The following is a 14,680-nucleotide window of genomic DNA, read 5'->3' as shown; positions in this document are numbered from 1 at the left end:
AGCCATGCCGCTCCGTCTTGACGAGGTCAGTTGGATCCACGGCTCCGCTGATTGCGCGGCGAGCACCGACCCGCCGCTGCAAGTGGTGTCGGTCGATGACGACACCCATGTGCTCCGGCAGAGCAAGTGCTTCAGTTTCGAAGCACCGTTCATGTACCTGCTTATGGGCAGCGAGAAGGCCGTGCTGTTCGATACGGGGGCCAGTCCCGACGACGGCGATCCACGGAAAATCCTGCCGATCCGCGAGGCCGTCGATACGCTGCTGTCACGGCGTGCCGAAGAAGGTCGCGCCATCAGCGAGCTTATTATAGCGCACACACATGGCCACGGCGATCATGTCTTCTGGGACAGGCAGTTTGCCGGGCGGCCCCAGACGAGAATTATCGGCCGCGGCGTAGGCGCGGTTCAGCACGCGTTCAATCTCCCCGCCTGGCCGGACGGGCAAGCCACGCTCGATCTCGGCAGCCGCGCGCTGGTCGTGTTGCCCCTTCCAGGCCACGTTTCCGATCACATCGCCGTCTATGACCCTCGCATGCAGGCTCTGCTGACCGGGGACACGCTCTACCATGGCCTGCTGACTGTTGCCGACTGGGCAGCTTATCGACGCAGCGCGGCGCGCCTTGCGGTGTTCGCATCCGAGCACCCGGTTTCACTCGTGCTCGGAAACCATATCGAGATGACAAGGACGCACGGCGAGCTTTATCCGCTCGGGACGACGTTTCAGCCCAACGAGCATCCGCTGCCGCTCAGTGCCGAAATATTCGCCGAATGGCATCAGGCCTGTGAAACGATTGGCAATTTAGCGCAACGTATTACGCGTGACCATTTCATCATCGAGCGCGCTGCCAAAGTTGAGGGAACATCGCACGGTAGCCATGCGCAACTCCAAGCGTGGCTGGTGCAGAAGAGAAGGGAGGGCGCCTTGACCATAAAACCACGTGCGCGACGGCCAGGAAAGTCAGCGGCGGAGGCGCCGAGCTCCAGCGGCAGGGCGGCGCCTAAATATGATTCGGTGGGGTCCTCGCCCTACGAACAGCCAACCATCAGGAGGCCGCGCCGGGCGCGAATGGCGGCAGCGGCTTCGGCTGCAGCGGGGATAGGCTCAGCGGCCAATGTCGGCGTGCGCGGCGTCGAGATCGTGCAGGTCATCCAGGCACTCGACAATCGTGTGCGGCTCATTGCCGGCAAACCCACAATCGTGCGCGTCTATCTTGACCCCGCCACGGTCGCTGCCTCGACACTGGTGACTGGCGAGATTACGTGGCGACGCGCCAACGGCGGCGCTTTCTATCTCGCGGCGATGAACCGCGTGAAGCTAGATCCGGCGCGCACGCCCGATCTCATGGGACAACGCTTCGATGTCGCCGAAAGCCTGAATTTTGTTCTTCCGGCCGACGCGCTCGGCGCCGGATCGATCGAACTCCGTCTCGACCACCTCAATGTGCCGGGAGGAGAGAAGCTGCCACTCGCGGCGCAACCGGCGATGACCGCCAATTTCGTCACAGCGCCGGTGTTGCGCATCCGGGCGATCGGGCTTCGCTATCGCAGCACGAACGCCCCGACGGCGACGATCACGCCCGGCGCAATCCATTTCGATTACCTTCGGTCCTATCTGACACGGGCCTACCCGGTTGCCGCGCTCGCATGGTCGCAGATTGTCATCGATGGCGACCGCCTCAGGCCGCCATTCGGGGGCAATCAGTCGATCCTGGTCAACGCCCAACTATCGGCCCTGCGCACGCGAGAGATTTCATCCGGAATGGATCCACGGACCCATTATTATGGCCTGGTGGACAATGAGGCGGGCAATAGCTTCATGCGCGGCAGCGCCCTTTACGATGAGGCGACCACCATCTTCGGCGCGGTGGCATGCGGCCCCTGCGGCGTGCCTAACGGCTGGACCGGCGACAGCGACGCGAGTTTTGCGGACTGGTACGGCGCGCACGAGCTTGGCCACACGTTCCAGCGCCGGCACCCGGGCTTCCCGACCTTTGATCCTGTTCAGGGGACGGGCCAGCCCCGAGACAACCTCGAAACGACCTTTCCCTATGCCGGTGGCTTGATTAGCTCACCAGCGCAGGAATTCGTGGGCTTCGATTTCGGTGACCCCGCCCTTGGCCTGCAGATGCGGGCTCTGCCGGGTAACATCCATCACGATGTGATGACCTATGCCGACAGCCAGTGGCTCTCGGCGTATACTTATGAGGCCATTCACGATCACTTGGTCCATGAGGATATGGCGCTCGCTCCGCCGAACGCGTGATACCGGCGGACGATCAGGAGGCGAATGATGTCATACGAGAACAAAGTTATTCACATCGTCGGATCAGTCGACATCGGATCAGGTACGGGTGAATTCCTTTATGTCAATCCGGCCACCGCGGCGGCAAGCCAATCAGCAACGGCAGGCGCGGCTCCACCCGCCAACCAGCCGCCGCAAGGCACCGGGTTCGAACTCGTCGTGGAAGCGGCGGATGGGAAGGAGCTGAGCCGCGTGCGGCCAACCATTCTCCTTCCCAGCGACGACCATGCATCGAAGACCGGGCTGATCGACCAGAACGTATCGTATGCGGCGGGCATGGCCCGTCTCGTGCTGCTGCATGATGGCAAGGTCGTGAACACGTTCGAGGCAGGCTCTCCCGAACCCACCGTGACAGCCCGGTCTCAAGGATTGGAAATGGGCGCGGGGCCGCCTGGACATCCCGAAAAGCGATCGATGTCCATGGCCGCCCCCGATGAACCGGGCGTCAGTTACACGATCCAGGTGCGGCCTGACGGCGAGAAAATATGGCAAACGATCGCCGTTGGCCAGAAGAGCCCGAAGGTCGTGCTTGACCGCAACCAGTTTCCTGCTGCGGAGCGTGCCACCGTTCGTGTACTGCGCTCGACCGGTTTTGACGACAGCATCATCGCTGAAGACGAGATGGACCTTCGATTCAAGGAATAGGCGGCAGCGTACAGGGGGGGGGGACGACATGGCGGGCGTGAGTGCATCCGAGATTGCCTGGATAGGCGTTTATCCGCCGATCGGCATTGCTCGCCTGGGCAACGCGCATGGGCAGGACGACTACACGCTGGCGCCCGAGGTGATCGGCGGAACGCCCGATGCGCGCGGCGGATTTCAGACTGCGGCCCGCGAGATCAAACGCCAAGGGGTGCGCTTCCACGTCTATGCGCGGCTGAAGTCAGGCGAGACTATCGAACTCGTCCAGGGCCCGGACGTGAAGATCTCCTGGCGCGTTGAAGTCGCCAATCTCAAAGCCGGCTGGTACCAGTTCAACCAGGCCATGGACCTGCCGGCGCAGTTCGTGGTTCCAGCGACGCGGCGCAACGTGGACTATACTCGGCGGCTTGAGCTCGACATTCGCCCGGCAGCGCGGCAGATCAGCGGTCTGAACCTGTCCGGGCCCGAATTCCGTTTCGACGATGGGCAGATTCTCAATTTCTTCGTCACGCTTGGCGAGCTACGAACTGACGACGCCGGGCGGCTCATTTTCTTGGGCGGTTTTGGCAAGTCGGCGCCGTTCTACACCAGTATGCGCCCCGTCACCTTCGCCAACAACGATCGTTGGTATGACGACACATGCGACGGGCCGGTGCGCGCGCGAATAACCGTGGGCACCACGGAATTCGAAGCTGATCCCGGTTATGTGGTCGTCACGCCGCCCAATTTCGCGCCCGGCCTTAACGGTCTCGTGACGATGGACGACACCGTCCGGGAGGCGTTCATGGCAGCCGGCTGGCTCGCCCGACCGACGACGACAAGTTTCTCGCACGACATTTGGCCGATCTTCGACCGTCTAACCGCGCTGCAGTGGATCAATCACGGATTCCTTGTCGCGCACGGCGTGGGGTCGCCGCTCGATGCGCGGGCCGTCTCGGTGATCTCACGCTTGGCCGACGCCAGTCCCGAGAACAAGTCATGGCGCCAACAGGTATTTGCCTTGTTCCGCCCGATATCTCCCGGCCCCGGCTCGCAACGGCAGATACCCTACATATACGGGGACCTTTTTGGTGAGGCCCGCGACGTCGATCTGACCTTTCTGTCGGTCACGCCTACGATGTTCGCACACCTCGATCGGTGGGCCGCGGGCACGTTCGTGTCCGATTGGCACGGACCACCGTCGCTACCGGACTTCGCGGCCCTCTCCGCCGATGCGCAAGTATCTCAGCTGATGCGCGCGGGCCTGACCGAGTGCCTCGGCGGACCGTTCCACCCAGGCATCGAGCTTACATGGCCGATGCGGCGGCCTGAGCTGTGGGCGTTGCATCACGCGGCCCAACGCGACGGTCGCCTGCTGTACAGATTGAACCTTTTGCCCGAGGGCGAAGCTGTGCGCCAGGATTTCGGTTCACAACTGACGCGGGACACATGCCTCGGACCCGCAGGCCCGATCACAGCCGCGGGCCCCGGTGCGCTCACGCGCTGGCTCGGCCTGCCCTGGCAGGCGGACGAAGCATCGTGCAACTCCAGCGCCGATTACTCCCCAAGCACTTATTTGTCATTCCCGAGCTTCTGGGGCGCGCGCGTGCCCGACCAAGTGCTGAGCTCCGCCGCTTTCGAGCGAGCAAGCGCTAACATCACCGATCCGTTTGATGACCCAAAGCTGCAACGTCTCAAGCACGCGTTGCTGCGGGAGGACTGGCTGCGCGACGTGCGCGGCCGCACCTATTACGAGCGCATTGACAAGATGGTTCAGCTGTGGGCAACGCTCGGGATGGTCGAACCACGCCAAACGCCGCAGGCGCTGCGCGACGTTGGCTTCCCCGAAACAGTCCACGTGGAGACTGGCCGCGATTGCGCGAATGCCGGCACCGACGAAAAAATTGCCTTGATTGCCCGGATCGAGTCGCTGCGGGAGCGGACACCGGAGCCGACTCCGTCCCAAGCGGGCCTCGAAGCGCCGCCCGAACCGATCACGCCGCCGCGCCATCAGTTCCGTCAGGGTGAGGTGTGAACGGCGTGGACGACGACCGCGTCTGGGACGTTCTCGTGGTCGGCGCGGGCCCGGCGGGAGCAGTCGCCGCCGCGGCTCTGGCGGAGCGGGGTCTGCTCGTCGCACTCCTGGAGAAAGAACTGCAGCCTAAGGGCAAGCCCGGCGAGGTACTGACGCCGAACGCCATTCCTATTCTGTCTCATCTCGGTCTCCTCGACCTTATCGAAGCGAATGGCAATCTGGCATGTCCCCTCGCATGCATCGATCGCGCATGGTCGATGGCTCGGCCGAACCGCGAGCATTTTCTCGGTCACCCGGGCGGGCGCGCTTGGGTGATCGACCGCGGCGCCCTCGAACAATTGCTCGTGAGCCGAGCCATGAGGGCCGGCGCCCATGTGTTTCCCGGCCATCACGTTCGCGGTCTAAGCCGCCGCAATCGCTATTGGTCTGTGCAGAGCCGTTCGAGGAATGGTCTAGCTTCCCTGCGTGCGGCGTTCGTGGTCGATGCAAGCGGGCCTACGTCGACATTAGCTCGCCGGCTCGGTGCGAAACGCAAGAGTCTCTTTCGCCTCCTCGCCGTTCACGTCCAGTCCGCGCCCGACACAGAAAGGCAGAGCGAACCGGCGTCACTGACCGTCGAAGCCACTGGGGTCGGATGGTGGTACGCGGTGTGCGGCCCGGGGCGGACGCTTACCTGCGCCCTGTTCACCGGTGATCCCGCCAGCGCCCGAAGCGACGCCGCGCGGTCAGCCCTTCTCGCTGCGCTTGACGACACAAACTCGCTTCCTCGCTGGACAAGGGAACTGGTTCGTAGCGGCCATGTGAAGAGCGTCGACGCCTCGCCGTCGCTGCTCGATCATCCTGCCGGTGAGGGTTGGCTGGCAATCGGCGACGCCGCCGCAAGCTTCGATCCGATCGCATCTCAAGGCCTTGCGAACGCGTTAGCATCGGCGGTGGACGGTGCAGAGGCAATCGGCCGCCAACTCCTCGGCGATTGCGTCGCTATGGAGGCCTTCGCCGTACGGACTGCTGAAACATGGCACCATTCTGTGCGGCAGCTTTTTTCGATTTACCAAGCAGCCGCACACCGCTGGCCAACACCTTTTTGGCAAGCGCACCTTCCGCTCGCGGCAAGGACGCGGTTAAGAATGTGACGTCGCCCGAAATCATTCGCCCGCCTCATCCACCGACTTATTGCTCGGCCGACTGAACGGGACAGAGCTATTGCGAGTTGGGCCCACGCCATGGGTTCGGATGTGCCACGAGGCTGAATAAGCCGGCACGCTCAAAAGCAAGCAATCGGGCGTCCTTACTAGGTGCGGATCGTTCGCCGATACGCATGACAAGACCCTCCTTTGACCTCGCGACATTACGATAGGTCGATCTCGGCCGTGATTTCGAGTCAGAGCAGGGTTCGATTCCGGTCGAGGCGATTGTGGAGACCGGAACGGCATGGCGCGCGCCTCCGCGCTACGCGCCGTGACCAAGATATGCGCGCCTGCATTCCTGCAATAAGGTAATTGACGCGCCTCTCACCTCTTGCGGGAGAGTAACGACGTCAAGCTCGTCGTCCAAGACCGCCGGCTTTAGAAAATCGATTGTCATCAACCGGACGACAAAGGGTAAGCGTAGCGCCGCGGCCCTTTAGATTGTCTGTGCGCGATCTTGGGAGCACCGTTAGAAGAGTCATCTTCTGCAAGGGTGCTCATAATGGACGACCATTCGGACGACATAAGACGACCATTGACACAGCGTATCGAAGTGTACGCCGGCGCAGGCCGTAAGCAGTGGCCGGATGATTTGAAGGCCCGGATTGTCGCGGAAAGCCTTGAGCCGGGCGCGGTTGTAACAGATATCGCACGCCGGCATGGCTGCCGGCCACAGCAGGTGCATGACTGGCGGCGCCGGGCGCGTTTAGGTCAACTGGTGCTGCCAGCTGCGGCGGGTGCACTGTCGTTTGTGCCGTTGGTGTCGGAATCGTCGCCATCGGCGGCTGCCGCGCCCTCCTCATCGCCGGAAGCAGCCGTTGTGACGGTTGAGCTCCAGGGGGCACGAGTTGAGGTGCGAGGGACGCCTGGACTTGCCGTGCTGAGTGATGTGTTTGTTGCGTTGCGCCGGGCACGTTCATGCTGACGGCTCCCGCTGGCCTCATGATTTACGTTGCGACCCGACCTGTAGACTTCAGGAAGGGCGCGGATGGTCTGGCGCTGTTGGCGAAGGAGACGCTGGGCCACGATCCGATGAAGGGCGTGGCGGTGGTCTTCCGTGCGAAGCGCGCTGATCGGGTGAAGATCGTGGTCTGGGATGGTAGTGGCCTCGTGCTGTATTGGAAGCGGCTTGAGGGCAGCGCCTTCAAGTGGCCGCCGGTCGTTGACGGCGTCATGCGAATGAACGCCGCGCAGTTGTCCGCGCTTCTGGCCGGCATGGATTGGACACGCATGCATGCGCCTCGAATCCCGCAGCCGAAAGCGCTTGCGTAGGACATAAAATCTTCGCTGCATCGGGGCGCGAAGCATGGCAGACTCGGGCCAATGAGTGATTTGCCTGATGAACTGCCGAGCGATCCAGCCGAGTTGCGTGCCTTTGCCGCGGCTCTGCTGGATCGCTGCGCCAGGCTCGAGCGGTTGCTCAAGCTTGCAAAAGACGCGCAGTTCGGTCGATCGTCGGAAAAGCTTGACGCTGATCAGCTCCAGCTTATTCTGGAGGATATTGATCAGGCTGTCGCGGCTCTCGAAGCAGCCGAGGACCGCGCCAATCCCAAAACACGCGAGAAGAGAGCTGCCGAGCGCAGGGCCAATCGTGGCAAGCTGCCGGAGCATTTGCCGCGCATCATCGAGGACCTGATGCCCGCTGCAACCTGCTGCCCATGCTGCGCAGGCGACCTTTTTGAGATCGGTCACGATGAGAGCCAGAGGCTGGACGTCGTACCGGCGCAGTATCGCGTTATCGTCACCCGCCGCCCCAAACTGGCCTGCCGCGCCTGTCACGGCGTCGTCCTCCAGCATGCTGCTCCCGAGCGATTGATCAGGGGAGGACTGCCGACCGAGCGGCTCGTCGCGCATGTGATCGATGCCAAGTATCATTGGCATTTGCCGCTTTACCGCCAGACGCAGATGCTGGCGACGCACGGTATTGCCATCGACCGTTCCACGCTCGCCTTCTGGGTCGGCTATGCGGCCCAGGAATTGAAGCCCTTGTGGCATCGACTGCGCCAGCTTCTGCTCGCCTCTCCGAAGCTCTGTGTCGATGAGACCCCGGCGCCGGTGCTGGATCCCGGGCGCGGCAGGACCAAAACCGGCTACTTCTGGGCGCTGTCGCGCGATGACAGGCCTTGGGCCGGGCCTGATCCGCCCGGCGTGGTCTATGCCTATGCACCAGGCCGCGGCGCCGTTCATGGCTTGCGACTGCTCGAAGGCTATCGCGGCATCATCCACTGCGACGGCTATCAGGCTTACAAGACCATGATGCGAGAGACGCGTGCGGACGCCTTGTCCGGGACGCTCGCATTCTGCTGGTCGCATCTCCGGCGCCAGTTTGTGAAGATCGAGCGCGAGGCTTCGCCGGCGCCGGCGCCGGTTGCCCGCGAGGCCCTCGAGCGCATCGCCCAGCTCTACGCGGTCGAGAAAGCCCTCCGTGGCCGATCTGACGCCGAGCGCCGCGCGGGCCGGCAGGCGCATGCCCGGCCGTTGGCTGCAGCCTTGAAGCAGTGGTTTGAGGCGAAGCTTGGTCACCTCGCGCAGAAGAGTGAGACGGCGAAAGCTTTACGCTATGCACTGCGTCATTGGAACGGCTTGACGCTCTACCTTGATGACGGGCGCATCGAAATGGACACCAACGCAGTCGAGCGTGCGATGCGGCCGATCAAGCTCAATGCCAAGAACGCCCTGTTCGCCGGGTGTGACGAGGGTGCTGAGAATTGGGCATTGCTGGCGTCGCTCATTGAGACCTGTAAGCTCAACGGCGTCAGCGCCGAGTATTGGCTTGCCGACGTTCTCGCAAAGCTCGTCAATGGCTGGCCGGCGGCACGGCTGGACGAACTGCTTCCCTGGGCATCCACCTATACGATGCATGCACAAGATCCGAGGCTTGCGGCATGAGCCTCAGCACGACCGCGGTCCGGATCAAGGTGACTCTCAAGGACGTGAAACCAGAGGTGATGCGATGCCTTGTCGTGCCGCTCACGCTGCGCCTTGATCGGCTGCATCTGACGCTTCAGGCGGCGTTTGGCTGGACGAATAGCCATCTCTTCGAGTTTTTGGCTGGCGAAGGACGTTGGGGTATCCCTGATCCCGATGGAGATTTTGGCCCTCAGCCCATCGATGCTCGCAAGACGCGGCTCTCCAATATCGTTCACGAGACCGGCGCGAAGACGATCCATTATCTCTACGACTTCGGCGACAGCTGGGATCACGTGATCAAGCTCGAAAAGTGGTTCGACAACACGACAACGGAGCGACTTCCCCTCTTGCTCGAGGCCGCCGGCCGTTGTCCTCCGGAAGATGTCGGCGGTGCGTCAGGCTATACCGAATACCTCGACGCCATCCGCGACCCCACCCATCCGGAGCACGAACAAATGCGCCTCTGGGGCCCTGAGCAGTTTGATCCCAACGTCGTCGACCGGAAGGCGCTCGAGGCCGCCGTCAACGCATTGTCGGAAATATGGAAGCCGCGCCGGCGCACCACGCGTTCAAAATAGACGTCAAGCACCAATCAAATGGGCCTCAGAGCGACGCTTACGACAAAGGTAAAGCCCGGCGCATCGTTCTGCGCTTCTTGGAGCAGCGCGTGCTGACTGGTTCCGAGCAGGCGCAAGTAATTCGTCCTGCTGCGTTCCATGAAGCGCAAAAAGTTCGAGTGATACACAATTTGGCCGAACACTGGTTTGACTAGGTCGCAACAGAAGCTTAATGACTTGATTTCAGTGGGGCGCTGGAAGCCAAAAGCTTGAACTAAGCGGCAGATCTATCGAAGCCCTTCCATAGCGAGCCGCAGCGACTTCGGGATGCGCTGCGCCTTTCCGGCTGAAATAAACGCCACGCGTACACGCGCCGTGACTAGGAGATCGTCTCCGCGCCTGCATTCCTGCAGCAACGCAATCGACGCTCCCCTCACCTCTTGCGGGACTGTGACGACGTCAAGCAGGTCATCCAAGACCGCCGGTTTTAGAAAATCGATCGTCATGGAGCGGACAACGAAGGCAAAGCCGGGCGCATCTTTCTTGGCTTCTCTGAGTAGCGCTTGCTGAGTGGTTCCGAGCAGGCGCAAGTAGTTCGTTCTACCGCGTTCCATGAAGCGCAAAAAATTTGCGTGATAAACAATCTGACCGGAGTCAGTATCTTCGAAATAGACGCGGACCTGCATATGATGGCCGCCGTCGCGAATTTCGCCATCAAGAGAAGCTGTCACAGTGCGGTTTCCTTACTGCCGTTCTGGGACGAATTGTCTTGCACAGAGGCGCGTTCCGCAGCAAGTGCCAATGGGTTTGGTGCGTGCAGGTTGAGGCTGCCCGGCGCAAGGCCGGTCGGAGACCGGTTGCTTTGCGAGAAGCCGGCACCCCCTATCCAGATTTCGGGCAAGTCCCGCACGCACGGATGGTTTGCAGAGCTCTTATCGCTGCTCAGCAATCCCCGAGGACCGAGGTCGCCCCACTGGCAAGCGCCTTGATCTCCGCGTACATCTCCGCTTCGCAGGAAAAAGTCGGGATTGCCCGGCAGTGCGGATTGTTCAGCAAGCAGTCCTATTCCGCGAATCCTACCATTCTTAGCAATTGTTAAATTCCGGCCGGTCAGCCATCGCGGCTGGATATTCCAGGTGAGATGGTCATGGAGATCGATGAAACCGGGCAGAATGATCCACGGTACCTTGACCGAAGAGTCGGCCGCGCCGATGCTCTGCGCCCGAGCTCGTCGCTCGGTACGACACGCACCGCGCCTGGCAAGTCCGCGCCGAGCGCTGCCAATAGATCGAAGTCGCTCCGTGGCCACCGCGCCGCAAGAAAGCGACGAGTTCATTTGCATATCCGTCACGTGCCGGGACGCTGCCTTCATGAGCCGGGCGATTCGGTCGTAAGGTGGCCGTTGGAGCAGATGTTCGAGTTCGGCATGAGAGGCCGCCAACGTCATTCAACATTCCGCGTTGTCGTGTTCAGCCGTGTCCGGCTGAAGACGTTAATGTCCGGGACCAGACACTGAGGCGCGAGTATTCCGTCGGTGGACACGAAGCACATGGTTTTGCCCTCTTCAAGCCAGGCTCGCAAATGTCTTTAGTGGCACGTGTATTGCTGGGACACCGTAAATGGATCCGCACGACCATGACGATCTCGCATTCGCCGGCCCAGGAGTTCAAATGAAACTTGCTCGACTCAATGCCTTGGACCTGCGCTATTGAGTGCGGTCCCGCCTAAAGCTTTGCCGCGTCCCTCGCGGGTGCCGCTGTCGTTCTTCGCGTCGGGTAACTCTCAAGACCACCAGACACGACTAGCATTGAGCGCGCTTACTCCCGAGCAAATCCGAACCAGTGTGACACGTTTGGGCGGCTCTGTGTCGAATGCATGCAGCGGCATGCGAATGTTGGCGTCGGACCGGGAGGAAACCAAATCAAGCTTGGTCTCGAGCAATGGCCGCTTCCTGTCGAAGAGGGGAGCGGACAGAAGTTGTTCAATGCCACGCTGGAGCAGATCGAGCTCGGCGCCCGACCCGGCGCGGGTCACACTCGAAGGTGGAGCACCATTTTCTCCATAGTATTCGCACTCCTCAGCCCCTGAAGTCTTTCTCGGTGCCGTTTCGCAACGCCCGAAGGACATTCGGCCACGGCATCTGTCTTCCTCGCCGAACCATAATCATCCCGCGTGTCCCCGAGCGGATGGCGACACTCGGTCTGCTCTACGGTGGTTGCGTCGAGTAGGAGCCGACAAATCCGCGTCTGATCGAATTGCACGACTTCAGTATCGAGCCCGAGCTTAAGAGCGCAATGTGACACGAGCAACGAAGCTGCCATCGGGCCTTGCCTTCACAAGAAAGCTAGAGGAGTTTAAAAAAATGCGTGCGCCGTCCTATTCCGAGGCCTTGGAATTCGCGATCGACCGCTCGTACGACATTAACCTTGACATGTTGAGGTCACGGAATTTGCACCTTGACATGCACAACGATTATCTTGTCGGCACATATCCGCCTCTCAAGGCAATGGGCGACCTGAATGCCGAAAAGTTGTTGCTTCAGGTTTCGTCGTCAATTGATCTCTATTTTCACATCCCCTTCTGTGATCAGTATTGTACCTTTTGCCACTTCGCCAAGGAAATCAATCCATCTTCCGGGCGAGTGGAGCGCTATCTGGCGGCTTTAGATAAAGAGATGAGTTGGTCGGACGCAGCGCTCGGTGGCAGAGCTGTTGAGACTGCTTTTTTTGGAGGCGGCACTCCCTCGTTCTTAACCAACCGTCAACTCGAAACGCTATTTGGCATGATTAGCCGGCGCTTTGACTTGTCTAAGTCGGAAGTGAGTTTCGAATTGCATCCCTCTCTTGCAAAGCAAGCGGACGCTGCAGATCGCATATCCACACTGCTTAGAGCCGGCGTAAACCGCTTCGTATTGGGCGTTCAGAGTCTAGATCCGAGCATTTTACGCATATTGAACCGCGGGCACCACGTGGACGAGGTAGTACAACTAGTAAAGTTACTGAATGAGATGGGCGTTCAGAATCTGTCGCTTGATCTCATGTATGGGTTGCCGCAGCAAACGCTCCGGAGCTGGTACGACTCACTTATCGGCTTACTGGATATGGGAATAGAGAAGTTCAATGTATTCCCATTGATGTTTAAATCTACAGACCCCGTAGCCCGCCATTTGGCTAGGGGACGATATCAATTTGCCGGGGCTAAGGAGCGCATTATCATGCATTTTATGGCCGAGCACATCCTCACGAAACTCGGCTATCGCCATGGGCCGATTTTCTATTGGAGTAAGCAGTCGCAGCCGCACTCAATTCAACAGAGCCGCAAATACGATTCCTGGAACGACAATAATCTGGTCCCGTTTGGGGTTGCCGGGTTTGGTTACATGAGCCAGTGCCAGTTCTATAACGAGGCAGATTTAGATCGCTACCTATATAGGGTTGAGGCGGGCGAGAAGCCTGTGTGGAAGGGTGTTGTCCTGTCGCAAGATGATCTCATGCGCAGAACGGTAATGTTTGCCCTGCGTAGCAGTGGGGTGTTGCTCTCCCGCTTCGAGCGGGAGTTTGGGGTTTCCATTGAGAAATGCTTTGGCCGCGAGCTTGAACTCTTGAATGAGGCAGGACTCATCTGCATTTCGAACGGCCTGCTTTCGCTAACTGCCGCCGGCACTATCAATTCGGGCGCCGTATCGCTGCTATTTTTCTCGAACAATATACTCGAGCGGGTCGCGTACAACGACAGTAGGATAATAGACAAACGAACTGATCTGCTCGAAAAGCACGATTACTCACCGGCCGCACGATACGGGTCAAGTGCCGAAATGCAAGTTGCGTTTCGATGAAGTCGCGTGCGCGCTCATTTATGGTCGCTCCTTTTTCCGTTTCCACCCCGCAAGGCTCGCCCTCCCAGGCGGAGGACATATTTTCGCATCTGTCCGATAGCATTGATCGCCGGCACCGAGAACGCCCGCTTGGGCTTGTCAGCAATTTTGTCGCCGATCAACTGCCGCACTGCATTGCGGAGATCAAATGCAGTGAACGACCAGATGAAGCGGTTAAGGCTCTTGGGCGTAATATCAACGCGATGATTGCGGAGGCGGACTATGAAGCGCAGCTGCTAAGTCTGCCGCAGTCGGAATTCGAGATCGCTAAGACAGACATCCAATATCTCGTAAATTGTGCTTATCAGATGTCTGCGTTTGCCGGCCTTCATCCCGTGGACGCCGAGCTGACGGTGGGAGATGTACTGATCCGCCTTGCGCGCTCGACTTGTCAACGGCGGCCTGGCATTGAGGTCCTCTCCTATGAAGATATGATCCTTACGAATCCGCTGCAGAACGATCCACGCGTATACTGCCTCGGCGCGGCCGGCGTCGAGGAGCGAGATTTTTGCTTGGGCCACCAGATCATCGAGAGCGAATTGCAGTCAGCAATGGACGCTCTGCTCAAGTTGCGTGATGTGGCCGACGTGGATGCGGGGCAATGTCTTGCGACATGCCTGGAGCGCCTTGAGTCAGCAAACAATGTTCTGACGCGCTTTTATGAACATATGTCGCCGGACTTATTTGGCCAATTTCGTGTGTTTTACGGAAAGAATCCTTATAAGAATACGCTTGGTCCAAGCGGCCGCTTCTCGGCCCGTATCGTGGCGGTCTCGGTGCTACTGGTCGGTGAAGAACTCTTCCACCACAAACCGCAATTTTATAGGGATCTGTACCGGCTGTCCGAATATTATCCGCAGAGATGCATTCACGAGGTATTCCGCTGGCTGTCGTCAGGCAAAGGGAGTGCACCGCTCAAGCCAGGTTGGCTAAAGGGGAAAGCGGACTTTCCCAGGGTTGCGACCATTTCGCCAGTCGTGGAGCATCACGGCGGCGAAATCGGAACGCTGCGCACGTCCTGTGTTTGTGCACTGGATCGGTTTACCCGGATGCATCGTAGTACGGCCTTAAAATATACGGTTGAGCCGGGTCGTCCAGTTGTCGGAGTTGAGGTATCGGAAAGTGTTGAGGCTGTCCTTTCTCAGCGGCTGTTGACAGAGGCGCGCCCGTAAGCCGACGGTGGTCTCTGCGTGG

At 60.1% G+C, this 14,680-nt stretch carries 12 protein-coding genes and 2 pseudogenes; 10 read left to right on the top strand and 4 right to left on the bottom strand.

The genetic code is table 11. The features are described 5' to 3' along the window. Positions 1–4: 4 nt before the first annotated feature. The 4 genes from IVB54_RS06655 to IVB54_RS06640 are packed head-to-tail and all read left to right on the top strand — an operon-like array spanning position 5 to position 6,091. On the top strand, positions 5–2,263 hold the full coding sequence (locus IVB54_RS06655; protein ID WP_247361054.1) for an MBL fold metallo-hydrolase: 2,259 nt from the start codon (positions 5–7) through the stop codon (positions 2,261–2,263). A gap of 24 nt (positions 2,264–2,287) precedes the next feature. Continuing rightward, entirely contained in the window at positions 2,288–2,947 is a 660-nt protein-coding gene (locus IVB54_RS06650) for a hypothetical protein (RefSeq protein WP_018453722.1), read from the top strand. 28 nt (positions 2,948–2,975) lie between these two features. Beyond that, positions 2,976–4,958 carry a LodA/GoxA family CTQ-dependent oxidase gene (locus tag IVB54_RS06645; protein ID WP_247477742.1) on the top strand — a complete coding sequence of 661 codons (1,983 nt, stop codon included), beginning with the start codon at positions 2,976–2,978 and terminating at the stop codon, positions 4,956–4,958. A 5-nt stretch (positions 4,959–4,963) separates the two neighbouring features. Next, positions 4,964–6,091: an FAD-dependent monooxygenase gene (locus IVB54_RS06640; RefSeq protein WP_157642893.1), complete on the top strand. Its 1,128-nt coding sequence runs from the start codon at positions 4,964–4,966 to the stop codon at positions 6,089–6,091. A gap of 340 nt (positions 6,092–6,431) precedes the next feature. On the opposite strand, the pseudogene IVB54_RS06635 reads toward IVB54_RS06640, so the two are convergent. Beyond that, positions 6,432–6,557: pseudogene (locus IVB54_RS06635) on the bottom strand (hotdog domain-containing protein); the annotation flags it as partial. 90 nt (positions 6,558–6,647) lie between these two features. On the opposite strand from IVB54_RS06635, the gene IVB54_RS06630 reads away from it, so the two are divergent. The 4 genes from IVB54_RS06630 to IVB54_RS06615 are packed head-to-tail and all read left to right on the top strand — an operon-like array spanning position 6,648 to position 9,633. Beyond that, entirely contained in the window at positions 6,648–7,070 is a 423-nt protein-coding gene (locus IVB54_RS06630; protein WP_247365184.1) for a transposase, read from the top strand. Beyond that, positions 7,064–7,417, top strand: coding sequence for an IS66 family insertion sequence element accessory protein TnpB (tnpB, locus tag IVB54_RS06625; RefSeq protein ID WP_091898177.1), 354 nt, complete (start codon positions 7,064–7,066; stop codon positions 7,415–7,417). The genes IVB54_RS06630 and tnpB overlap by 7 nt, the downstream gene beginning before the upstream one ends. Positions 7,418–7,468: 51 nt before the next feature. Next, complete coding sequence (locus IVB54_RS06620; RefSeq protein WP_247776473.1) at positions 7,469–9,034, top strand: IS66 family transposase; 1,566 nt, start codon at positions 7,469–7,471, stop codon at positions 9,032–9,034. After that, the gene (locus IVB54_RS06615) at positions 9,031–9,633 is read left to right on the top strand and encodes a plasmid pRiA4b ORF-3 family protein (protein WP_247776472.1); all 603 of its coding nucleotides are present in this window, start codon (positions 9,031–9,033) and stop codon (positions 9,631–9,633) included. The genes IVB54_RS06620 and IVB54_RS06615 overlap by 4 nt, the downstream gene beginning before the upstream one ends. Positions 9,634–9,671: 38 nt before the next feature. Here the strand turns inward: IVB54_RS06615 and IVB54_RS06610 are convergent. From IVB54_RS06610 to IVB54_RS06600, 3 genes and pseudogenes are all read right to left on the bottom strand, one after another. Continuing rightward, positions 9,672–9,803: pseudogene (locus IVB54_RS06610) on the bottom strand (4-hydroxybenzoyl-CoA thioesterase); the annotation flags it as partial. A 96-nt stretch (positions 9,804–9,899) separates the two neighbouring features. Beyond that, the gene (ybgC, locus tag IVB54_RS06605; RefSeq protein ID WP_026232585.1) at positions 9,900–10,343 is read right to left on the bottom strand and encodes a tol-pal system-associated acyl-CoA thioesterase; all 444 of its coding nucleotides are present in this window, start codon (positions 10,341–10,343) and stop codon (positions 9,900–9,902) included. Continuing rightward, positions 10,340–11,059, bottom strand: coding sequence for a hypothetical protein (locus IVB54_RS06600; protein WP_157642892.1), 720 nt, complete (start codon positions 11,057–11,059; stop codon positions 10,340–10,342). Before IVB54_RS06600 ends, ybgC begins: the two co-directional genes overlap by 4 nt. Before the next feature lie 915 nt (positions 11,060–11,974). Between IVB54_RS06600 and IVB54_RS06595 the strand changes: the two genes are divergently transcribed. Together IVB54_RS06595 and IVB54_RS06590 are read left to right on the top strand one after the other, a co-directional pair. After that, positions 11,975–13,447: a coproporphyrinogen-III oxidase family protein gene (locus IVB54_RS06595; protein ID WP_247361046.1), complete on the top strand. Its 1,473-nt coding sequence runs from the start codon at positions 11,975–11,977 to the stop codon at positions 13,445–13,447. Further along, positions 13,444–14,658: a hypothetical protein gene (locus IVB54_RS06590; protein WP_018453715.1), complete on the top strand. Its 1,215-nt coding sequence runs from the start codon at positions 13,444–13,446 to the stop codon at positions 14,656–14,658. The genes IVB54_RS06595 and IVB54_RS06590 overlap by 4 nt, the downstream gene beginning before the upstream one ends. Positions 14,659–14,680: the final 22 nt, after the last annotated feature.

This window comes from Bradyrhizobium sp. CW1 (genome assembly GCF_023100665.1).
In the GTDB taxonomy this organism is placed as follows: Bacteria; Pseudomonadota; Alphaproteobacteria; order Rhizobiales; family Xanthobacteraceae; genus Bradyrhizobium; species Bradyrhizobium canariense_D.
Note: the sequence above shows the minus strand (reverse complement) of the source record. Positions and strands in the feature narration are given on the sequence as shown.